Genomic DNA, 21,421 nt, shown 5'->3' with positions numbered 1-21,421 from the left:
CGGGAGCACAGGCGCAGATGAGTACGCAAGGCAGGCTGACGCACATCGACGAGGCGGGGGCGGCCCGCATGGTCGACGTATCCGGGAAGGACGTCACCGCCCGCACCGCCCGTGCCACCGGCCGCGTCCTGGTCTCGTCGCACGTGGTGGAGTTGCTGCGCGGTGAGGGCGTCCCCAAGGGTGATGCCCTCGCCACGGCACGGATCGCCGGGATCATGGGGGCGAAGCGCACCCCCGTTCTGATCCCGCTCTGCCACCCGCTCGCCGTCTCCGGCGTGAAGCTGGACCTTCTCGTCGCCGACGACGCGGTCGAGATCACCGCGACGGTGAAGACGACGGACCGCACGGGCGTGGAGATGGAGGCGCTCACAGCGGTCTCCGTCGCCGCCCTCACCGTCGTGGACATGATCAAGGCCGTCGACAAGACGGCCGTCATCACCGACATCCGCGTCGAGGAGAAGTCGGGCGGCAAGTCCGGCGACTGGACCCGTGAGGCCGCGCGGGCGTCCCGGGCACCGCAGGCATCGCAGGCGCAGGGCTCTGCGGGAGCGCAGGGTTCAGAGGGGGCGCCGGGAACGCAGGGAGCGCACGCATGACCGCCGAGCACGCCACCGCCCCCTACCGGGCACTGGTCGTCACCGCGTCCAACCGGGCGTCCGCCGGTGTCTACGAGGACCGGGGCGGCCCGGTCATCGCCGAGAAGCTCACGGTGATGGGCTTCGCTGTGGACGGCCCCCGGGTCGTCCCCGACGGCGACCCGGTCGGCGAGGCGCTGCGCGCGGGCGTGGCCGACCGGTACGACGTCATCGTCACCACCGGCGGCACCGGCATCTCGCCCACCGACCGGACCCCCGACGTCACCCGCGCCCTCCTCGACCACGAGGTCCCCGGCATCCCGGAGGCGATCCGCGCCCACGGCCGCGCGAAGGTGCCGACCGCCGTGCTGTCGCGCGGCGTCGCCGGCGTCGCAGGCCGCACGCTGATCGTCAACCTCCCGGGTTCCACCGGGGGAGTACGGGACGGGCTCACGGTCCTGGAGCCGATCCTGCGCCATGCCGTCGACCAGCTGCGCGGCGGCGACCATACCGGCGAGTCATGAGCGTCAGCTGGCCCGTCGTCCTGGTGGACGGAGACGTCACCCTCCGCCCCATAAAGCTGCGCGACCAACGGGCCTGGCGTGAGGTCAACCGGCGCAACCGCGACTGGCTGCGCCCCTGGGAGGCGACGATCCCGCCGCCGGCCCCGGGCGGCCCGGTCGTCCAGCGCCCGACGTACCGGCAGATGGTCCGCCATCTGCGCTCGGAGGCGAACGCCGGCCGGATGCTGCCGTTCGTGATCGACTACCAGGGCGCCCTCGTCGGACAGCTGACCGTCGCCGGGATCACCTGGGGCTCGATGTGCTCGGGCCATGTGGGGTACTGGGTCGACCGGAGCGTCGCCGGCCGCGGCGTCATGCCGACGGCGGTCGCTCTCGCCGTGGACCACTGCTTCCGCTCGATCGGCCTGCACCGGATCGAGGTCTGCATTCGCCCGGAGAACGAGCCCAGCCGCCGCGTCGTGGAGAAACTCGGATTCCGTGAAGAGGGTCTGCGTCCTCGATATCTTCACATCGACGGCGCGTGGCGGGACCACCTCGTCTTTGCGCTGACGGCGGAGGAGGTGCCGGAGGGCATGGTCCACCGCTGGCACCAGGCACGACCCGGAACGGCCAGGGGAATAAAATAAGTGTTCGAAATTGGTCACTCCCGGCCGTGGTTCGATCTGAACAATCACAAAAAAGTTCCGTGATATCAGCCAGATCGTGCGACACACCGGGCCAATTGGCGGATGCCCTGGCGCGAATCCCTCTACGGTGTGTTGCGTGAGCAGCAGCGGCCTCATCTACGCAGTCATCGTCGGGGCCTGGGCCGCCTACTTGGTGCCGATGTGGCTCCGCAGGCAGGACGAGCTGAACGAAGCCCGTCCGACGGAGCGCTTCTCCACCGCCATCCGGCTGCTGTCCGGACGCGCGGCCATGGAGCGCCGTTACGCCAGGGAGCTGCGGGAACGCACCGCCGAGCAGCCCGAGCCCGACGTGGACCCGGATGCCGTCACGGACCGTTTGAGTTCCGTGGACGTCCGGGCCTTCGCCGCGCCCCGAACCGAGGTTCGCCGGGACGCCGGTGAGAGCGCCGAGCAGGACGCCGACCGGGCCGCCGCGCGTCGCCCCGGGCCCGCCCGTCGCTCCGAGCGCGCCGCGGCAGCCGAGCGCGCGCGCCGCAGCAAGGTGCTCGCCCGGCGCAGGCGTACGACCACGGTCCTCTTCCTCGGGTTCACCCTCGGCGCGGTGGTCGCGGCCGTCGGCGGGCTCGGTTTCCTGTGGGCGCCCGCTGTGCCCGCGGTCCTCCTCAGCGCCTACATCGTCCAGATGCGCGCCCAGGAACGGCGGCGCTTCGCCTTCACGATGGACCGCCGGCGGGCCGAGGCCGCGGCCCAGCGGCTCCGCGAGAACCGCCCCCGCCGTCACCAGGCGGTCGCGGAGGCGCCCCTGCCCGACGAGGAGCCCGCGGAGCGCGCCGAGCCCGAGCCGGCGCCGAAGCTCTCCCCGCAGGAGGCCGGCCGCCGCGCGCTCGTCGAGCAGACCGACCACGCGGAGTGGGTCGACCAGCAGCGCCAGCGCGGCCCCGTGACCGGCGACAGCTGGGAGCCGGTCCCGGTCCCGCTACCGACGTACGTCACCGCGCCCGTCGCGCCGCGCGCGTCGAGCGGCGTGGACGTCAGCGATCCGGAGACGTGGAGCGCGGCCCGCTCCTCCACGGCCGAGCCCACGCCGTCCCGCCGCGAGACACCGGACCCGCCCGCCGACGCCCCCGCGGGCCGCCGCACCCCCCAGCCCCGCCGCGCCCGCGACCGCGGCCGCACGCCGCTCTTCGACCAGTACGCGGACGAGGACCGGCCGCGCGCGGCCAACGAGTGACACCACTCCCGGCGTGCCCGTGACCTGCACGGCGACCCCCCGGGAACGGATTTCCAAGCACCCCGATCGGGATGCTAGAGTTTCACTCGTTGCAAGGGCCTGTGGCGCAGTCTGGTAGCGCACCTCGTTCGCATCGAGGGGGTCTGGGGTTCAAATCCCCACAGGTCCACCGCAGCTGAGAGCCCCAGTCGGATTCTTCCGACTGGGGCTCTCGCCTTTTGTTCAGCAGTGAAGTGCAGCAACCAGGTCTGATCTTGCGCGCCCTGCATCGTGATCCGGGGGGCGCACGTCGCGGCCGGCGACGAACTGACCGCCCCGCCCCGACGCCGAACTGATCGCCCAGCCCGCGCCGTCATCGACGACAGCGCGGCTCGCCGGTCGTCACCGCCGGCATGACCTGCCGCAGCACGTCCCCGACATCGGTGTCCTCGCTGTTGGACAGGATCACGACGGTCGCGTCGAGCTCGGGCAGCCGGCCGAGGAACGACCGATAGCCGGGGTTGTCTCCCGGATGGAAGCGAGCGGGGTGGCCGGCGAGGGTACCGAGGCAGTAGCCGTATCCGTAGCTGTCAGCGGCAACGAGTCCGTCAGCGCCTGGGTCTGCCGCGATTGGCGCGTGTGCGGCGATCATCGCCTCATGTGACGAAGAAGTGACCACGCCTCCGGCATTGAACGCTGAGGTGTAGCGGGCCAGGTCGCCCACGGTCGACCAGACGTCCCCGGCTCCGGGCAGCGCTGCGAACTCCGCCACGTCCACCCGTCGGCCGCCCCGGTAGCCATGCGCCACCGCTCCCGGCGCGGGAACGCCGACGGCAGTGGCCTCCAAGCCCAGCGGGCGCAGGATCCGCTCGGTGACGAAGTCCCCGTACCGGTGGCCGCTGATCTGCTCGACGATCCGCGCGACGAGGAGATAGCCCGGCGAGCTGTAGCGCCACGCGGTACCGGGCGCACCGCGCAGCGGCACCGTCGCGAACCGCTCCAGGAACTCGTCCGCGTCCCGCACCGCGCTGGTGTCGAAACCGGGCAGCTCCGGCCAGTGCCCCAAACCCGAGGTGTGGGACAGCAGGTGGTGCAGCGTCACATCCCGCCATCGGGGCGGGCAGCCGGGCAGCGACTCGGCAATCGGGTCGTCCACGGCCAGGGCCCCGTCTTCGACCAGGAGCATCGCCGCCGCCGCCGTGAACTGCTTGCTCACCGACCCGACCTGGAACCGTGTCTCCGACGTACACACCGACCCGGTGCCGGTGTCCGCCGTGCCGGCCGACACCCGCATGACGACCTCCGGCCCACGCAACACCAACACGGACCCGCTCAAGCCGTGGACCTCATCCATCGGGTCACCGTAGCCATCCCGCTCGCTTGTTCGGTGCCCTTCGGACAATCGATCCGGGGAACGGCCGCCCGCCGGCGGGGAGCGATCGTCCATTCCTGACGAACATCAAGGCCGGACCGATTCGTGAACACCCCACCGCAGCTGAGAGCCCCGGTCGGATTCTTCCGACAGGGGCTCTCGCCATTTCCCGGGCGCCGAGGGACGGCAACCGGGCCCGGCCGTTCCTTTCCGGGGCCGTGCGCAGCGGCTCAGCGCGTCAGGACGCCTGGGCCTGGTCGTAGACCGCCTTCGCCTCCGGGCCGAAGTACGGGCCGAACATACGGTTGGGCAGGAAGCGGTAGCCGAAGCTGTTCACCGAGACCTGGAGGCCGGTGCCGGTGGACTCGTCGAAGGACTCGAACCAGGGGCCGCCGCTGGAGCCGCCCGTCATGTTGCAGCCGAGGCTGTGGTCCTGGGAGAAGAGGAAGTCCTTCGAGCTGTTGCCGCTGCAGTGGATCAGTTTGCTTCCGTCGTACGGGTCGGCCGCCGGGAAGCCGAAGGCGTACATCGCCTTGTTGTAGCCGCCGTTGAACCTCAGGCCCTGCGCCCCGACCGTCTCGGCGAGTGTCCTGCCGTTCTGCGGGGCGACGACCGCGGCGCCGACGTCGTAGTTGATGTCCTCGCTCGCCGCCCACTGCTGCGTGGCGAGAGTGCGGGTGGCGCTCCACCGGCCGTACGGGGCCTGGCCGTTGTCGTAGCCGGGGACGAAGACCCAGTCGGTGTGCCAGGAGCCCTGGTACTTCACGCAGTGGCCGGCGGTCATGACCGTGCTGCCGTTCTGGCTGGTGACCGAGTTGCCGGAGCAGGAGGCCGTACGGCCCTGGAAGGTGAAGAACACCCGGCCGGAGGTTTTCACCACCGAGCCGCCGCCGGTCCACGGGCCGCCGGCCTGTGGGAAGGAGGTGGGGGCGATGACCGTCTCCTTGGCCGAGGCGGCCGGCGCGGGCGTCCGGAGGGTGGTGCCGGGAAGGGCTCGGATCAGGTCGAGCGGGGTGGCGCCGCGCATCCGCTCGGCGGTCCAGAAGCCCTCGGCCGCCTGCTTCGGCGCGAAGGAGGCGGGGCGGGGTGTGGGGGAGGGGGCGGCGTCCGCCGTGGTGGCGGTCAGCGCCCCGGCGAGCAGGGCGCCGACGGCGGTCAGGACCGAGGCGGCTAAGCGGTGGCGTCTCACGCATGTCTCCTTCTGCCGTGCCCGCCCGCGGTCGTGCTCGGGCGGGGAGGGGGCGAGGGTGGTGCGGATCGGCGTGCGTGAGGCAGGGTCCCACGAATCGCTCAAATATGTCAGGGTCGCGTCAAAAACTTCGCCATGCAGAGGCTGCTCGGGTACTCCCGGTAGTAGCCGAACTTGGCGCACGGCTCGTAGCCGCTGGAGGCGTAGAGCGCGATCGCCTCCGGCTGCATGTCACCGGTCTCCAGCACCATGCGGATCCGGCCGGCCGCCCGGGCGTCGTCCTCGAGCGCGGCGAGGATACGGCGGGCCAGCCCCCGGCCGCGTGCCTCGGGGATCACATACATGCGCTTGAGCTCGGCGTCACCGTCCGAGTACCCCTCCGGGTTCTCGTCCTGGGTGCGCCAGCCGCCGGTCGCCAGGGGCCGGTCCTGGTTGTCGTAGGCGATGAGATAAAGGCCACGCGGCGGCACGAACATCGAGGGGTCGAGCGGTGTGGCGTCACCGTCGTCCCCGTAACGCTCGACGTACTCGAGCTGGACCTGGTCGTTGAGCTTCACCGCGTCCGGGTGATCGAAGCCCACAGTTCTGACATGCATGCCGGAAAGCGTACGTGTATGCGAATGGCGTCTGCCGGTAAGGTGCCGGGATGCTCACCGTGACCAGCGTGAATGTGAACGGTCTCCGGGCCGCCGCGAAGAAGGGTTTCGTCGAGTGGCTGGCGACGACTGCCGCCGACGCGATCTGCCTCCAGGAGGTCCGCGCCACCGCCGACCAGCTCCCGGCCGAGGTGCGCGACCCCGACGGCTGGTTCACGGTGCACGCCCCGGCCGCGGCGAAGGGCCGCGCGGGCGTCTCCGTCTACACGCGGCGCGAACCCGACGCGGTGCGGATCGGCTTCGGCTCGAGCGAGTTCGACGGCAGCGGGCGGTACGTCGAGGCCGACCTGCCGGGGGTCACGGTCGCCAGCCTCTACCTGCCGTCGGGGCAGGTCGGCACGGAGCGGCAGGACGAGAAGATGCGCTTCATGGGCGAGTTCCTGCCGTACCTGAAGGAGCTGCGGGCCCGCGCGGCGGCCGACGGCCGCGAGGTCGTCGTCTGCGGCGACTGGAACATCGCGCACCGCGAGGCCGACCTCAAGAACTGGAAGGGCAACAAGAAGAACTCCGGCTTCCTCCCCGAGGAGCGGGAGTGGCTCGGCCGGGTCTTCGACGAGGCGGAGTACGTGGACGTGGTCCGCGCCCTCCACCCCGACCAGGAGGGCCCGTACACCTGGTGGTCCTACCGCGGCCGGGCCTTCGACAACGACTCGGGCTGGCGCATCGACCACCAGGTGGCGACGGCCGGTCTGGCGAAGCGAGCGGTCAAGGCGTGGGTGGAACGGGCGGCGACACACGGCGAACGGTGGTCCGACCACGCGCCCGTGACGGCGGTCTACGAGAACTGAGCCCGCCCGCAAGGGGGTTCGCCCGGCGGCCGAAGACACACGGAAAGGGCGCACCCGCGTGTGCGGGTGCGCCCCTCGTCCGCAGGCCGGTGGCCTACGCCGCCTCGTCAGGCGTCGTAGTCCTCGAGCCTGTCACGGCGCTCACGCATCGCGCCCTCGCCGCGCTCCTGCATGGACTCCTTGGACCGGCCGCCCTGCTGCTGCTCGCGATCCTGCATCCGCTCCGAGGCCTCGTCCTTGGCGCGGCGTGCGCGCTGCGACGGGTCACCCTTGCCGGACTTCTGCTTCGCCTGGTCCGCGAGCTCGTTGGCCTTGTCCTTGAACTGGTCCGAGATGCCCATGGAAAGTCACTCCTTGAAGCGTGTGGGGGGTCGGGGGCGATCATGCCCCCGGGGCTGCGACCAGCCTGGCACGCACCCGCACACCGCGCATTTCGATCAGTGACGCTCAGTGGCTCTGCGTGCGTACGGCCTCGTCAGCGGCCCCGCCGGCCCCCACGAGCCCGGTCGAGACGGACCCGAGACGGGGCTCGAAACGGCGCATCTCGCGCTGTCCCACCGTCCCGATGAGCGCCGGCAGATAGCCGCGGATCGACTGCATCCCGCGCAGCCACCACTGTCCGTACACATGCGCGGAGCGCCGCTCGATGCCCGCCACGATCCGGTCCACCGCCGGGCCCAGCGGATACGTGCGGTTCGACGGCCACGGCAGCCGCTGGCGCAGCTCGCGCATCACGTCGTCCTGGTCCGCGCCGCGCACCATGTCGGTGTCGGTCCAGGAGAGATAGCCGACGCCGACCCGGACGCCCCGGTGGCCGACCTCCGCCCGCAGGCTGTGCGCGAACGCCTCCACGCCCGACTTGGACGCGCAGTACGCCGACATCATCGGGGCGGGGGTGATCGCGGCGAGGGACGCGATCTGGAGCAGGTAGCCCCGGCTCTCCATCAGTACGGGCAGAAACGCCCGCGCCGTCACGGCACTTCCGATCAGATTGACCTCGATGACGCGCCGCCAGGAGTCCGGGTCGGAGCGCAGGAACGGACCGCCGGTCGCGACGCCCGCGTTGGCGACGACGATGTCGACCTTGCCGAAGCGCTCCTTGACCTCATGCGCCACCCGCGCCATCGCCTCGTGGTCGGTGACGTCCGCGTGCCAGTGGTCGGCCTCGGTGTGCAGCCGGGCCGCGACCTTCTTCAACTCGTCGGGCTCGAGGCCGACCAGCGCCACCTTCGCGCCGCGCGCGGAGAGTTTGCGCGCCAGCAGCTCGCCGACGCCCCGCGCCGCGCCGGTGACGACCGCGACCTGTCCCTCGAGGCTCACCTTGCTCATGCGGCCTCCTCCTTCACGTCCAGGTATGTACGGACCAGCTCGCGGATCTTGGCGGTGACGGTCTCCGGGGCCTCCACCGGTGTCATGTGGCCCGTCCCGGGGAGCTCCACCAGTTCGAGGCACTGGGGGAGGGCGGCTGCCAGCCGCTCGGCGTGCACGACCGGCGTGAGCCGGTCGGCCGTGCCGGCGACGACGACCGCAGGGACGTCCAGCCCCCGCACCCCCTGGTCCAGGTCGAGTTCACCGAGGACGCGCGACCAGGCCACCCGCGCGGCGCGCGGGCAGGCGTGGACGATACGGGCGCACGCGTCGACCCGCTCCGGCGCCGAACCGGGGCCCATGGTGGCGTACTTGAGGATGCGCCGGGAGACAGGCGTGACCGGGCCGAGCGGGAGTCGGGCGCCGAGGATCAGATGCGTCAGCCGGGTCCGCAGCCGCCCGGGCCGCATCGGCAGCACCAGGGACTCGTCGACGAGCCGTGCGCTGCCCGTGCTGCACAGCAGTACGGCGGCCGCGTGCTCGCGGAAGCCGGCCCGCCCGGACGCGGCCATCATCGTCATGCCGCCCATGGAGTGGCCGGCGAGCACGGCCTTCTCGTCCGGCGCCAGGACGGCCGCGAGCACGGCCTCCAGGTCGTCGGCGAGGCGGTCGGTGCCGACGGGCCCGGCCGGTGTGCGGCCGTGGCCGCGCTGGTCGTAGACGACGACGCGGTGGTCCGCCGCCAGGTCCCGTATCTGCGCGGACCAGAAGAGGGTGGAGCAGGTCCAGCCGTGGGCCAGGACGACGGTGGGGGCTCCCCCGGAGCCTTCGGCCCGGGAGGTGCCCCCATCGGGGCCGTGCACCTCGACATGGATGCGTGATCCGTCGGCGGAGACGGCGGTCAGCTCGCGGTCGGGGACGGGCGCGGGGTTGGCGCGCTGCAGCAGCCGGCTCATGCGACGGCCTCCGCGTCCTTCGTACCGCTCGTGGCCTTCGGCCCGCCCGCCGCGACCGGTTTCCTGTCCGCGGCGGCCCTGATCACCTCGTACTCGGCGAGGTCGACGTGACGGGTCGCGCTGCGGAACTCGGTGGTGGTGCCGGGCCAGATGGTGGTGTTGCGGCCGCTCGCGTCCAGGTACCAGCTGGTGCAGCCGCCGGTGTTCCACACGGTCCGCTTCATCCGCTCCTGCACACGGCGGTTCCAGGCGTGGACGGAGGACGGCCGGGCCGTGAGCGCGGTGCCCTCGCCGAGGAGGTTCAACTGCCGCATGTAGTCCGCCAGGTAGTTCAGCTGCGACTCGATCATCAGGATCATGGAGGAGTTCCCGAGCCCGGTGTTCGGGCCGATGATCGTCATCCAGTTGGGGAAGCCGGCCGCGGTCGCGCCGCGCAGCGACTCCATGCCGTCCTTCCACGCCTCCCCGAGCGTGATCCCCTCCGCGCCGACGACCCGCTCGGCGATCGGCATGTCCGTGACGTGGAAGCCGGTACCGAAGATGATCGCGTCGACCTCGGTCTCGGTGCCGTCCGCGGCGACCAGGGTCGAGCCGCGCACCTCCTTGAGCCCGGAGGCGACGACGTCCACATTGGGCTGCGCGAGCGCCGGGTAGTAGGTGCTGGAGAGCAGGATGCGCTTGCAGCCGATGCGGTACGAGGGCGTCAGCCTGGCCCGCAGCTCCGGGTCCTTGATCGCCTTGCGCATGTTGGCCTTGGCCAGCTGCTCGACGAGGCCCAGCTCGTTCGGTCGCTTGGTGAACGCCTGGACCTGGAGCTCCCTGATGCCCCACAGCAGTCCGCGCCGGGCGGCGCTGGTGAACGGCAGCTGCCGGTGCAGCCAGCGCTCCGCCCCGGAGATCTTCCGGTCCATCCGCGGCATGACCCACGGGGGAGTGCGCTGGAAGAGGATGAGGCTGTCGACCTTCGGCTGGATCGAGGGCACGATCTGGATCGCGGACGCGCCGGTCCCGATCATCGCGACGCGCTTGCCGGTCAGGTCGTAGTCGTGGTCCCAGCGCGCCGAGTGGAAGACCTTGCCGGGGAAGTCGGCGAGACCCGGGACGTCGGGCATCTTCGGGTCGGACAGCGGTCCGGTCGCGGAGACGACGACATCGGCCGTCAGCGTGCCCTGCGAGGTCTCGATCTCCCAGCGCAGTTCGTCGGTGTCCCAGCGCATCATCAGCACTTCGTGCTCGAGGCGCAGATGCGGGCGGAGCCGGAAGGTGTCCGTCACATGCTCCAGATACGCCCGGATGTGCTCCTGGCCGGAGAAGGTGCGGGGCCAGTCGGGGTTGGGCGCGAAGGAGAACGAGTACAGGTGCGAGGGCACGTCACAGGCACAGCCCGGGTAGCTGTTGTCCCGCCAGGTGCCGCCCACCGAGGCCGCTCGCTCAAGGACGACGAAGTCGGTGATTCCCTCGCGGCGCAGCCGGACGGCAGCCCCGAGGCCGCCGAAGCCGGATCCGATCACCGCCACCCGTACGTGTTCGTGCTGCTGCTGGCCCATGCCGCCGCCTCCCGCTGGAACGTCCCTGCCGAACCCAAAAACACTGCCAGCAATCACTGGCATGGTTGGGAGGGTAGAGCAGCGGCCTACTGAGCGGTAGGGGTTGGGCGCGACAAGTTACCGGCGGTACAACATAGGCTTCCGGTGTGACGGAAGCGCGCGAGTACCGCATGGAGGAATTGGCCAGGGAGGCTGGGATCACGGTGCGCACCCTGCGCTTCTACCGGGAGCGCGGGCTGATCCCACCGCCCCGCCGGGAGGGCAGGATCGCCTGGTACGACGAGCACCACCTGGCCAGGCTGCGGACGATCGCCGCGCTGCTGGAGCGCGGCCACACCCTCAACGGGATCGCCGACCTGGCCACCGCCTTCGAGACCGGCCGGGACGTCGGCGAGGTCCTGGGCCTCGGCGAACCGACCGAGGAGACCCCGGTCCGGCTCACTCCGGAGGCGCTCGCCGACTACTTCGAGGGCGAGGTCACCGCGGAGAATCTGGCCACCGCGCTCGAACTCGGCTATCTCGCGACCGACGGCGACGAGATCGTCCACATCAGCCGCCGTCTGCTCGACGTCTCGGCCGCACTGGTCCGCCAGGGCGTCCCGCTCGCGGCCGTGCTGGAGGCGGGCCGCCAGGTGCGGGTGCACGCGGAGGCCCTGGCCGAACTGTTCACCGAGGTCCTGTCCGAGCACAGCGCCGACGACCAGCTGGAGAAGCTGCGCCCGCTCGCGAAGAGCGTCGTCGACGCGGAGCTGTCCATGGCGATGGACCGCCGCCTGCGCAGGCCTCCCCAGCCCTGAGCCGTACCGGAAACGGACCGCGCGCCCGGGCCGGACCGCGCGCCCGGGCCGGGCGGCTCCCGGTCAGCGCGGCGGCAGCGGGGGCCGGCGCAGGTCGGGGGCGCCCGAGTAGTCCGGCGGCACGGCGGCCGGCGCCGCCTTCAGCATGTCCAGCGCCAGCCGGATCGCGTCGTCGAGCCCCACATGACGCCCCTCGGCCCAGTCCAGCGGGGTGCGCAGGGCGTCCAGGTCCGGTTCGACGCCGTGGTTCTCGATCGACCAGCCGTACGCGTCGAACCAGGCCGCGTTCATCGGGACCGTGATCACCGTGCCGTCGCCAAGGCGGTGGCGGCCCGTCATGCCGACCACGCCGCCCCAGGTGCGGGAGCCCACGACCGGGCCGAGACCCAGCAGCTTGAATGCCGCCGTGATCATGTCCCCGTCCGACGAGGTCGCCTCGTCGGCGAGCGCGACGACCGGTCCGCGTGGGGCGTTGGAGGTGTAGGAGACCGGCTCCGCGTTGCGCGTCAGGTCCCAGCCCAGGATCTTGCGGGTGAGCGTCTCGATGACCAGTTCGCTGATGTGACCGCCCGCGTTGCCGCGCACGTCCACGATGAGCGCGGGCCGCGAGACCTCCATGCGCAGATCGCGGTTGAACTGCGCCCAGCCGGAGCCGCCCATGTCGGGGATGTGTAGATAGCCGCACTTGCCGTCGCTCGCCTCCCGTACGACGGCCCGCCGTTTGGCGACCCAGTCCTGGTAGCGCAGCGGACGCTCGTCGATCAGCGGGACGACGGCGACCCGGCGCGGGCGGCCCTCCCCCGGTGCGGGCAGGAACGTCAGCTCGACCGTCGTACCGCCCGCCGCGGCGAGCATCGGGTACGGCCCGCGCACCGGGTCGACCGGACGGCCGTCGACATGGGTGAGGACCGCGCCCTCCCTGATGCCCGTGCCGGCCAGCGGGGAGCGGGCCCTGGAGTCGGAGGACTCGCCCGGGAGGATGCGCTTGACCACCCATTTCCCGTCCCGGCACACCAGGTTGGCGCCCAGCAGCCCGATGGCCCGCTGGTAGTGCGGCGGCCCCTCGTTGCGGCGCGCCCCGGTGACGTACGCGTGGGAGGTGCCCAGTTCGCCGAGGACCTCGCGCATCAGGTCGGCGAACTCGTCCGGGGAGGCGACCCGTTCGACCAGCGGGCGGTACTGCTCCAGCACCCCGGCCCAGTCGATGCCGCACATGTCCGGTTCCCAGAAGTAGTCCCGGATGATGCGGCCGGCCTCTCCGTAGGCCTGCCGCCATTCGGAGACCGGGTCCACCTCGTGCAGGATGCGGCGCATGTCGAGGAAGACGGTGGTGTCGCTGTCGCCCGACTCCGTGGCGGGCACGGCGCGCAGGTCGCCCTCGTCGACGACGACGAGCCGGGTGCCGTCGCCGCTGACCGCGAACCAGTCGAGATGGCCGACCAGTTCGGTCCTGCGCGCCTTGGAGATGTCGAAGTGCTCCAGCGTCGGCCGGCCGGAGGTGTCGGCCGGATTGACGAACGTCTCGCCCAGGGCGCCGGAGATGGGCCAGCGCAGCCAGACGAGACCGCCGCCGGCGACCGGGTGCAGCGCCGAGTACTTGGACGCGGCGACCGGGAACGGCGTCACCCGGCTCTCCAGGCCCTGCGTCTCCACGAGGACCGTGCTGTCGGGGGACTCCGCCAGCGGGTCGAGTCCTCCGGCGGCGGGGCGGCCCTCCGGCGTGAGCGCGAACGGCGAGGGGGTCGCGGAGGACAGCGGCACCAGATAGGGGCGGCAGCCGAGCGGGAAGGACAGGTCGCCGGTGTGCACGTCGTAGACGGGGTCGAAGCCGCGCCAGGAGAGGAAGGCGAGATAGCGACCGTCGCTGGTGAAGACCGGGTTCTCGTCCTCGAAACGGCCGTCGGTGACGTCCACGATCGTACGGTCGGAGATCCTGGCCATCCGGATCTGCCGCAGCGAGCGTCCGATGCCGGGCTGGGACCAGGTCAGCCAGGTCCCGTCGGGCGAGAAGGCGAGGTCCCGCACGGGACCGTTCCCGGACCGGACCAGCTCGGTGACCTCGGCCGACGGCGCAGCAGGCTCCGCGGGCTCCTCGGGCTTCTCGGTCCCCGCCGCCTCGCGCTGCTCGTCGGGCTCCTGCCACATCGTGGCCCCCGCGGGCGTGTCCACCGCCTCCGCGGTGTCGACCAGCAGCAGCCGGCCGTCGTGCGACGCGACGGCGATCCGTTCGCCCTCCTCGTCGGCGACCATCTCCAGCACCCGCCCGAGCCTGCCCGAGGCCAGCCGGCGCGGTTCGCGCGGCCCGGTCGCGCGCGGCAGGGAGGCGATCTCGATCGCGTCGTCGCCGTCCGCGTCGGTCACATAGGCGACCTGGCCGCCGCTCCCCAGCATCTTCGGCAGCCGTACCCGGACGCCGGGGGTGTCGGCGATGGTCCGGGCGGGACCGTCGCGGTGGGTGAGCCAGTACAGGCTGCCGCGTACGTTGACGGCGCTGGCCCGTCCGGTCTCGTCGACCGAGATCGCGTTCACGTTGCCGGCGGCCGGCACCTGGTACGTCCGGCGCCCGGCGCGCGGGCCGCCGAGCCGTACCTCCAGCTTGCGCGGCACCGAGTCCGGCGAGGTCACGTCCTCGACGATCCACAGGTCCCCGGCGCACTGGTAGACGACCCGGCGGCCGTCGCTCGACGCGTGCCGGGCGTAGAAGGCGTCGTGGTCGGTGTGGCGGCGCAGGCCGGTGCCGTCGGGGCGGCACGAGTAGAGGTTCGCGACGCCCTCGTGGTCGGAGAGGAAGGCGATCCGTCCGTCGTCCTCGGACCACCGGGCGGAGCCGTCGCCGCGGATGAACATCGGGCAGTCGAGGTGGCCGTTCAGGTCGGGGAGCAGCCGTTCGCCGTGCAGCCACAGCCGGCCCGTCGCCCCGCCGCGGTAGCGCTTCCAGGCGGCGGGCTCGTGCGGCGGCTTGCCGGTGAGCAGCAGGGTGCGCCGCTCACAGCCGGTGCCGCCGGCGTGGGAGGGGCCCTCCGACTCGTCGGTGACGGCGATGTCGGAGACCGGTCCCCAGGGGAGCCGGCCGCCGGGGGAGCCGTCGGTCGGGACGCTGTATGCCCAGGAGAAGTAGGAGAACGGCTGGCCGTGCGAGGAGACCGCGAGGATCTGGCCGTCGGGTGTCCAGCCGCAGACCCGGGTGTCGGTGGAGCCCCAGTAGCTGAGCCTGCGCGCCGGTCCGCCCTCGACGGGCGCCAGGTGGATCTCCGGGTCGAGGCTGCGCCAGTTCGTGTACGCGATGTGGCGGCCGTCCGGGGAGAAGCGCGGGTGGCCGACTCTGGTGCGGTCCACGGTCAGCCGCCACGCCCGGCCGGGCCGGTGCCCCTCCGGCGCCAGCGGTGCGACCCACAGGTCGTCCTCGGCGGCGAAGCACAGCAAGTCGTCGTGCAGATGCGGGAAACGGAGATACGCGACGTCGTCACTCACCCCCCAATGCTTTCCGCGCGGTGGGGGTGCGGCAACTCGTGGGCCCGGGTCAATTTCCGCCGGATGCCGAGCGGGGCCGGCCGGCGGCGGGCCGTGACCGAGGCCACAAGCGAAACGGTTTCGTTTCGCCGAGGGTGAGGGGTAGCCTCGATGTGTACGAAACAGTTTCGTTCGATCGACTGCGACCCGGGAGGCCGGCATGACACGCAGCCGGCTCACCCCGGAGCGCGAGGCGCAGCTGTACGAAGCAGTGCTCGACCTGCTCCGCGAGGTCGGTTACGACGCCCTGACCATGGACGCCGTGGCCGCCCGCACGCGCTCCAGCAAGGCCACGCTCTACCGCCAGTGGAAGAGCAAACCCGAGCTGGTCGCGACGGCGCTCAAGCACAGCAAGCCCGTGCAGGTCGGTGACATCGACACCGGCACCCTGCGCGGTGACTTCCACGCCATGGTCGGACGGACCGACGACTGTCAGATGGAGAAGGACTCCGCGCTGATGCGGGGTCTGGCCCAGGCGATCCACGCCCATCCGGATCTCCACACGGCCCTGCGTGAGCTGCTGATCGAGCCGGAGATGACCGGACTCGACGCGCTGCTGCGGCGGGCCGTGGACCGGGGCGAGATCAGTGCGGACAACCCGGCGCTGGGTTACGTGCCGCACATGCTGGTCGGCGCGTTCGTCGTCCGGCATCTGATCGAGGACCGCACCCCCGACCAAGCCTTCCTCACCGACTATCTCGACGCCGTGGTCCTCCCCGCCCTCGGCGTCTGACCTCCCCGGGTCGCCCTCTCCCCGCAGCACGACCGCACCACCTGACGCGCGCCGCTCTCGTCGTCGGGCCGGCTCCCCATGCCCTGTACACCCTCATAAACGGGAGTAGCCCTCGTGGCCACGTTTCTCTACAAACTCGGACGGTCCGCCTTCAGGCGACGCCGCCTCGTCGCCCTGTTGTGGGTGGCGCTGCTCGCGATAGCCGGGGTCGGTGCGGCCACCGCCCCCACCGCCACCTCCTCGTCCTTCTCCATCCCGGGGACGGAGGCCCAGAAGGCCTTCGACCTGCTCGAGGAGCGCTTCCCGGGAGGCAGCGCCGACGGCGCCACCGCCCGGGTCGTCTTCAAGGCCCCCGACGGCGAGAAGATGACCGACGCGGGCTACAAGGCCGAGGTGGAGAAGGCGGTCTCCGAGCTGAAGGACGGCTCCGACCAGGTCGCCTCCGTCACCGACCCGTACGCCGTGCGGGCCGTCTCGCAGGACGGCTCCACCGCGTACATCTCGGTCACGTACAAGGTCAGCGCGATGGAGGTGACCAAGGAGACGCGCGAGGCGCTCAAGGAGACGGGCACTGGGGCGCGCGACGCGGGACTGACGGTGGAGATCGGCGGTGACGCGCTGCAGACCATGCCGGAGCAGGGCCTCGGCGAGGTCATCGGCGTGGTCGTCGCGGGCATCGTCCTGGTGATCACCTTTGGTTCGATGGTCGCCGCCGGACTGCCGCTGCTCACCGCGATCATCGGCGTCGGCATCGGTATCTCCACGATCACCGCGCTGGCGAGTGTCCTCGACCTCGGCTCCACCACCTCGACCCTCGCGATGATGATCGGCCTCGCCGTCGGCATCGACTACGCGCTCTTCATCGTCTCCCGCTACCGCGCCGAACTGGCGGAGGGCCGGGAGCACGAGGAAGCGGCCGGGCGGGCCGTCGGCACCGCCGGCTCCGCGGTCGTCTTCGCCGGTCTGACCGTCGTCATCGCGCTGGTCGGCCTCGCCGTCGTCAACATCCCGATGCTCACCAAGATGGGCTTCGCCGCGGCCGGCACCGTCGTCATCGCCGTCCTGATCGCGCTCACCCTGATCCCGGCGCTGCTCGGCTTCGCGGGCAGGCGGGTGCTGGGCCGCAAGGTCCGCAAGGGCGAGCCGGTCCCGGACAAGCCGAACGCCGGAACCCGCTGGGCACGCCTCGTGCTGCGCCGCCCGGTGACCGTGCTGCTCGCCGGTGTGCTGGGCCTCGGCGCCGTCGCCGTGCCCGCCGCCTCGCTGGAGATGGGCCTGCCCGACGACGGCGCGAAGCCCACGAGCGCCACCGAGCGCAGGGCGTACGACCTGCTGTCCGACGGCTTCGGGCCCGGCTTCAACGGCCCGCTGCTGGTCGTCGTCGACGGCGGCAAGAGCGCCGCGGACCGCACGGTCGAGGTGATCAAGGGGCTCGACGGCACCGCCGCCGTGACCCCGCCGACGCTCAACAAGGCCGGCGACGCCGCGATGATCACGGTGATCCCCAAGGACCGGCCGTCCTCGGTCGAGACCGAGGACCTGGTCCACGACATCCGTGACCGCAGCGGCGGGGAGGTGCTCGTCACCGGCGCCACCGCCATGAACATCGACTTCTCGCAGAAGATGAACGACGCGCTGCTGCCCTATCTCGCGCTCGTCGTCGGTCTCGCCTTCCTGCTGCTGATGCTGGTCTTCCGGTCCGTCCTGGTGCCGCTCAAGGCCGCCCTCGGCTTCCTGCTGTCGGTCGTCGCGGCGCTCGGCGCGGTCGTGGCCGTCTTCCAGTGGGGCTGGCTGGGCTCGCTGTTCGGGGTCGAGCAGACCGGCCCGATCATGTCGATGATGCCGATCTTCATGGTGGGCGTCGTCTTCGGTCTGGCCATGGACTACGAGGTCTTCCTGGTCACCCGGATGCGGGAGGCGTACGTCCACGGCGAGCGGCCCGGCGAGGCGATCGTCACCGGCTTCCGGCACGGGGCCCGGGTGGTCACCGCCGCCGCCATCATCATGATCGCCGTCTTCTCCGGCTTCATCGGGTCCAGCGAGCAGATGGTCAAGATGATCGGCTTCGGTCTCGCGATCGCCGTCTTCTTCGACGCGTTCGTGGTCCGGATGGCGATCGTGCCCGCCGTGCTCGCGCTGCTGGGCCACAAGGCCTGGTGGCTGCCCCGCTGGCTCGACCGGGCGCTGCCCGACGTCGACGTGGAGGGCGAGAAGCTCCGCAAGGAGCTCGCGGAGGGCCCGGGCGACCAGGACGAGGATCGCGAACTGGTCCGCGTCTGAGGTCCCGCAGACCCCGGGGGTCCCCGGTGGCGCGGCACGGCCGCGTCACCGGGAGAGCGGGCTCCCGGCGTCCGTGGCGGCACCGTGGGGACGGGGACCGGCACGGGACAGCGGCCGTATCCGCCGGGCATGGGGCCGGCGGATACGGCCGCCTTTTGTGTGTGCGGGGCTTGTATGTGTGGGGGCTTGTACGTGCGGGGCGGGGCCTCAGAGCGCCGGGGTCGCCACCGCGTAGGTGTGCCGGAGGAACCGGATCAGCGTCTTCGCGTCGAACTGGACGACGGCGACGCCGTCCGACGTGTGGAACTCGATGATCGCCTGGACCCGGCCGCACGGCCAGATGCCGATGTCGCCGTCCCTGGCCGGCTGCCGCAGCCCCGATTCGAGGAGCTCACGCGGGAAGGTCCACTCCCTGCCGCTGGGGAAGGCGAAGCTGACGGCTCCGGGATCCTCGGCGGGGTCGTACGTCAGGAAGACCCGGACCGGCCGGTGCTGAGGAGCGTCGGTGACGATCCGGCCACTTGCCTGCTCTTTGACGGCGTGCGACATCGGCAAGCTCCTCACCTTCATTCGCTTTGTCTCTAATGTCCCATATTTCGGGAGCGGTGCTCCGTCCTCGGGTGCCGGCTCAGGTGTGACTCATGCGCTCTTGCAAGTCGTTCGCAGCTGGCCACTATCATTGAGCAGTTGTTCGTCTGTCCGAAGCGGAGCTCTCCATGCATGTCCCCGACGGATTCATCAATGCGCCCGTCTCGGTGGCCGCCGGGGTCGTGGCCGCCGGAGCGGTCGCCGTCAGCCTCCGCGGCGCCCGCCGTGAGCTGGGCGGATCACCGGCCGCGCTGCCCGGCGCCGACCGTACGGCGCCGCTCGCGGGCCTGGTTGCCGCGTTCGTCTTCGCCGTGCAGATGCTCAACTTCCCCGTCGCCGCCGGCACCAGCGGGCATCTGCTCGGCGGTGCGCTGGCGGCCATCCTCGTCGGGCCGTTCACCGGTGTGCTCTGCATCGCGGTCGTGCTGCTGATGCAGGGCATCCTCTTCGCCGACGGCGGCCTCACCGCGCTCGGCGTCAACATCACCGTCATGGGCGTCGTCACCGTCCTCGTCGCGTACGGCCTCTTCCGCGGCCTGGTGAAGATCCTGCCGCGCACCCGCCGTTCCGTGACCGGTGCGTCCTTCGTCGCCGCGCTGGTCTCCGTGCCCGCGTCGGCCGCCGCCTTCACCCTCGTCTACGCGGTCGGCGGCGTCACCGAGGTCCCCGTCGGCTCCGTCCTCACCGCGATGGTCGGCGTCCATGTCCTCATCGGCGTCGGCGAGGCCGTGATCACCATGCTGACCGTGGGCGCCGTCGTCGCCGTGCGGCCCGACCTCGTGTACGGGGCCCGCGGCCTGTCCGTGCCGCTCAAGCTCCGCGTCGGCGGCGAGCTGGTGGACGCGCCCGCCGCCGAGCCCGTGCCGGCCGCCGCCCGTTCGCCGCGCCGGCTGTTGCTGGGCGGCCTGGTCACCAGCCTCGTCCTCGCCGGCTTCGTCTCCTTCTACGCCTCCGCCAGCCCCGACGGCCTGGAGAAGGTCGCCTCGGACAAGGGCTTCGACAAGTCGGCCGAGGAGCACGCTGCCGCCGACTCCCCGCTCGCGGACTACGGCGTCAAGGACATCGGGGACGAGCGGCTCTCCGTCGGCCTCGCCGGGGTGATCGGCGTCGGCGCGACCGTGGCCGCCGGCAGCGGCGTCTTCTACGTGGTGCGCCGGCGCCGCGGCGACGACGCCAGGCCCGAATCCGTCCACAGCTCCGTCGGATAGGCGGCCGCCGACATGGGCGCGGGACACGCGCACAAGCTCTACCGCCACGGCCACTCGTCGGTGCACGCGCTGCCGGCGCACTGCAAGCTGCTCGCCGTCCTCTGTTTCGTCCTGGTCGTCGTCTCCACCCCGCGGGAGGCCGTCTGGGCCTTCGGGCTGTACGCGGTGCTGCTCGGCGCGGTCGCGGCCGCGGCGCGCATTCCGGCGGGCTTCCTGCTGAAGCGGCTGCTGATCGAGATCCCGTTCGTGGCCTTCGCGCTGCTGATGCCCTTCGTGGTGCCCGGCGAGCACACCGAGGTGCTGGGGATCTCCCTCTCCGTGCCCGGCCTGTGGGGCGCCTGGAACATCCTCGCCAAGGGGACGCTCGGCGTCGCCGCCTCCGTGATCCTCGCCTCGACCACCGAACTGCGCTCGCTGCTGCTCGGCCTCCAGCGGCTGCGGCTGCCGTCGCTGCTGGTCCAGATCGCCTCCTTCATGATCCGTTACGGCGACGTCATCGCCGACGAGATGCGTCGGATGTCGATCGCCCGCCGCTCGCGCGGCTTCGAGGCGCGCGGCGTGCGCCACTGGGGCGTGCTCGCCAAGTCGGCCGGCGCGCTGTTCATCCGCTCCTACGAGCGCGGCGAGCGGGTGCACCTCGCGATGGTCAGCCGGGGGTACACCGGGACGATGCCGGTCCTCGACGAGACGCGGGCGACCCGGGCCCAGTGGTCCTCCGCCGCCGCACTGCCCGTGACCGCGCTCGCGGTCTGTCTGCTGGGATGGACGCTATGACTGCCCGTACCGACTCCGCGGAGGGCGCCCCGCCCCCCTCCCTCGACGTGCGCGGACTCGCGTACGCCTACCCCGACGGCCACCAGGCCCTGTTCGGCGTCGACCTGACCGTCGGACGCGGCGAACGGGTCGCCGTCCTCGGCCCCAACGGCGCGGGCAAGACCACGCTCGTCCTGCACCTCAACGGCATCCTCACCGGCGGCGTCGGCTCCGTCGCCGTGGCCGGGCTGCCCGTCGGCCGCAAGAACCTCGCGGAGATCCGCCGCCGCGTCGGCATCGTCTTCCAGGACCCGGACGACCAGCTGTTCATGCCGTCGGTCCGCGAGGACGTGGCCTTCGGCCCGGCGTCGGCCGGGATACGCGGCGCCGAGCTGGAGGCCCGCGTCATGACCGCGCTGGAGCGCGTCGGCATGGCCGCCTTCGCCGACCGGCCCCCGCACCACCTGTCCTTCGGGCAGCGCCGCCGGGTCGCCGTCGCGACCGTGCTCTCGATGGAGCCGGAGATCCTGGTGCTCGACGAGCCCTCGTCCAATCTGGACCCGGCCTCGCGCCGTGAACTGGCCGACATCCTGCGCTCGTTGGACGTCACCGTGCTGATGGTCACGCACGACCTGCCGTACGCCCTGGAGCTGTGCCCCAGGGCGGTGATCCTCAGCGACGGCGTGATCGCCGCCGACGGCCCCACCCAGGAGGTGCTGGGCGACGACGAGCTGATGCGCGCACACCGGCTGGAGCTGCCCTTCGGCTTCGACCCGAGGTCCGTGACAATAGGCGCGTGAA

The 21,421-nt window shown here is 71.8% G+C and carries 19 protein-coding genes, 1 tRNA gene and 1 pseudogene; 12 read left to right on the top strand and 9 right to left on the bottom strand.

Annotation, left to right across the window (positions count from 1 at the left end; translation table 11 throughout):
* Nucleotides 1–17 precede the first annotated feature (17 nt).
* The 5 genes and pseudogenes from moaC to ACWD01_RS13755 all read left to right on the top strand — a co-directional run.
* Nucleotides 18–491: pseudogene (gene moaC, locus ACWD01_RS13775) on the top strand (cyclic pyranopterin monophosphate synthase MoaC); the annotation flags it as partial.
* Nucleotides 492–592: 101 nt separating this feature from the next.
* Nucleotides 593–1,099: a MogA/MoaB family molybdenum cofactor biosynthesis protein gene (locus tag ACWD01_RS13770; RefSeq protein ID WP_451161315.1), complete on the top strand. Its 507-nt coding sequence runs from the start codon at nt 593–595 to the stop codon at nt 1,097–1,099.
* Nucleotides 1,096–1,725 (top strand): GNAT family N-acetyltransferase, encoded by a 630-nt coding sequence (locus ACWD01_RS13765; RefSeq protein WP_451161313.1) that lies wholly within the window; start codon nt 1,096–1,098, stop codon nt 1,723–1,725. The genes ACWD01_RS13770 and ACWD01_RS13765 overlap by 4 nt, the downstream gene beginning before the upstream one ends.
* 136 nt (nt 1,726–1,861) lie before the next feature.
* On the top strand, nt 1,862–2,956 hold the full coding sequence (gene sepX / locus ACWD01_RS13760; protein ID WP_451161311.1) for a divisome protein SepX/GlpR: 1,095 nt from the start codon (nt 1,862–1,864) through the stop codon (nt 2,954–2,956).
* 95 nt (nt 2,957–3,051) lie between these two features.
* A tRNA-Ala gene (locus ACWD01_RS13755) sits at nt 3,052–3,125 on the top strand.
* Between the two features lie 183 nt (nt 3,126–3,308).
* Here the strand turns inward: ACWD01_RS13755 and ACWD01_RS13750 are convergent.
* The 3 genes from ACWD01_RS13750 to ACWD01_RS13740 all read right to left on the bottom strand — a co-directional run bounded on the left by ACWD01_RS13750 (nt 3,309) and on the right by ACWD01_RS13740 (nt 6,092).
* Nucleotides 3,309–4,289 (bottom strand): serine hydrolase domain-containing protein, encoded by a 981-nt coding sequence (locus ACWD01_RS13750; protein WP_451161309.1) that lies wholly within the window; start codon nt 4,287–4,289, stop codon nt 3,309–3,311.
* Nucleotides 4,290–4,545: 256 nt separating this feature from the next.
* Entirely contained in the window at nt 4,546–5,496 is a 951-nt protein-coding gene (locus ACWD01_RS13745) for a peptidase (protein ID WP_451161307.1), read from the bottom strand.
* Nucleotides 5,497–5,606: 110 nt separating this feature from the next.
* Nucleotides 5,607–6,092, bottom strand: coding sequence for a GNAT family N-acetyltransferase (locus ACWD01_RS13740; protein ID WP_451161305.1), 486 nt, complete (start codon nt 6,090–6,092; stop codon nt 5,607–5,609).
* A gap of 50 nt (nt 6,093–6,142) precedes the next feature.
* On the opposite strand from ACWD01_RS13740, the gene ACWD01_RS13735 reads away from it, so the two are divergent.
* Nucleotides 6,143–6,940 carry an exodeoxyribonuclease III gene (locus ACWD01_RS13735; protein ID WP_451161303.1) on the top strand — a complete coding sequence of 266 codons (798 nt, stop codon included), beginning with the start codon at nt 6,143–6,145 and terminating at the stop codon, nt 6,938–6,940.
* Between the two features lie 107 nt (nt 6,941–7,047).
* On the opposite strand, the gene ACWD01_RS13730 is transcribed toward ACWD01_RS13735, so the two are convergent.
* From ACWD01_RS13730 to ACWD01_RS13715, 4 genes are all read right to left on the bottom strand, one after another.
* Nucleotides 7,048–7,281 carry a hypothetical protein gene (locus ACWD01_RS13730; protein ID WP_451161301.1) on the bottom strand — a complete coding sequence of 78 codons (234 nt, stop codon included), beginning with the start codon at nt 7,279–7,281 and terminating at the stop codon, nt 7,048–7,050.
* A gap of 106 nt (nt 7,282–7,387) precedes the next feature.
* A complete protein-coding gene (locus tag ACWD01_RS13725) occupies nt 7,388–8,269 on the bottom strand; it encodes an SDR family oxidoreductase (protein ID WP_451161299.1) in 882 nt (293 codons plus the stop codon).
* Entirely contained in the window at nt 8,266–9,204 is a 939-nt protein-coding gene (locus tag ACWD01_RS13720) for an alpha/beta fold hydrolase (RefSeq protein WP_451161297.1), read from the bottom strand. Before ACWD01_RS13720 ends, ACWD01_RS13725 begins: the two co-directional genes overlap by 4 nt.
* Complete coding sequence (locus tag ACWD01_RS13715) at nt 9,201–10,751, bottom strand: flavin-containing monooxygenase (RefSeq protein WP_451161295.1); 1,551 nt, start codon at nt 10,749–10,751, stop codon at nt 9,201–9,203. The genes ACWD01_RS13720 and ACWD01_RS13715 overlap by 4 nt, the downstream gene beginning before the upstream one ends.
* A gap of 170 nt (nt 10,752–10,921) precedes the next feature.
* Here ACWD01_RS13715 and ACWD01_RS13710 point away from each other — a divergent pair, with 170 nt between their 5' ends.
* Nucleotides 10,922–11,548, top strand: coding sequence for a MerR family transcriptional regulator (locus ACWD01_RS13710; RefSeq protein ID WP_451161518.1), 627 nt, complete (start codon nt 10,922–10,924; stop codon nt 11,546–11,548).
* A 63-nt stretch (nt 11,549–11,611) separates the two neighbouring features.
* Here the strand turns inward: ACWD01_RS13710 and ACWD01_RS13705 are convergent, their stop codons facing one another.
* A complete protein-coding gene (locus ACWD01_RS13705; RefSeq protein ID WP_451161293.1) occupies nt 11,612–15,019 on the bottom strand; it encodes a S41 family peptidase in 3,408 nt (1,135 codons plus the stop codon).
* Between the two features lie 199 nt (nt 15,020–15,218).
* Here ACWD01_RS13705 and ACWD01_RS13700 point away from each other — a divergent pair, with 199 nt between their 5' ends.
* Both ACWD01_RS13700 and ACWD01_RS13695 read left to right on the top strand, forming a co-directional pair.
* Nucleotides 15,219–15,791 carry a TetR/AcrR family transcriptional regulator gene (locus ACWD01_RS13700; protein ID WP_356896440.1) on the top strand — a complete coding sequence of 191 codons (573 nt, stop codon included), beginning with the start codon at nt 15,219–15,221 and terminating at the stop codon, nt 15,789–15,791.
* 114 nt (nt 15,792–15,905) lie between these two features.
* Complete coding sequence (locus ACWD01_RS13695; protein WP_451161291.1) at nt 15,906–18,071, top strand: MMPL family transporter; 2,166 nt, start codon at nt 15,906–15,908, stop codon at nt 18,069–18,071.
* A 207-nt stretch (nt 18,072–18,278) separates the two neighbouring features.
* Here the strand turns inward: ACWD01_RS13695 and ACWD01_RS13690 are convergent, their stop codons facing one another.
* On the bottom strand, nt 18,279–18,620 hold the full coding sequence (locus tag ACWD01_RS13690) for an SsgA family sporulation/cell division regulator (protein WP_356896444.1): 342 nt from the start codon (nt 18,618–18,620) through the stop codon (nt 18,279–18,281).
* Between the two features lie 167 nt (nt 18,621–18,787).
* Between ACWD01_RS13690 and ACWD01_RS13685 the strand changes: the two genes are divergently transcribed.
* Genes ACWD01_RS13685 through ACWD01_RS13675 form a run of 3 tightly spaced genes read left to right on the top strand, consistent with a single transcriptional unit; the run spans nt 18,788 to nt 21,420 of the window.
* Entirely contained in the window at nt 18,788–19,867 is a 1,080-nt protein-coding gene (locus ACWD01_RS13685) for an energy-coupling factor ABC transporter permease (RefSeq protein WP_451161288.1), read from the top strand.
* 12 nt (nt 19,868–19,879) lie between these two features.
* Complete coding sequence (gene cbiQ, locus ACWD01_RS13680) at nt 19,880–20,641, top strand: cobalt ECF transporter T component CbiQ (RefSeq protein WP_451161286.1); 762 nt, start codon at nt 19,880–19,882, stop codon at nt 20,639–20,641.
* Nucleotides 20,638–21,420, top strand: a complete 783-nt coding sequence (locus ACWD01_RS13675) for an energy-coupling factor ABC transporter ATP-binding protein (protein WP_451161284.1) — start codon at nt 20,638–20,640, stop codon at nt 21,418–21,420. Before cbiQ ends, ACWD01_RS13675 begins: the two co-directional genes overlap by 4 nt.
* Nucleotide 21,421 lies beyond the last annotated feature (1 nt).

It is taken from the genome of Streptomyces sp. NPDC002835 (genome assembly GCF_053591995.1).
Note: the sequence above shows the minus strand (reverse complement) of the source record. Positions and strands in the feature narration are given on the sequence as shown.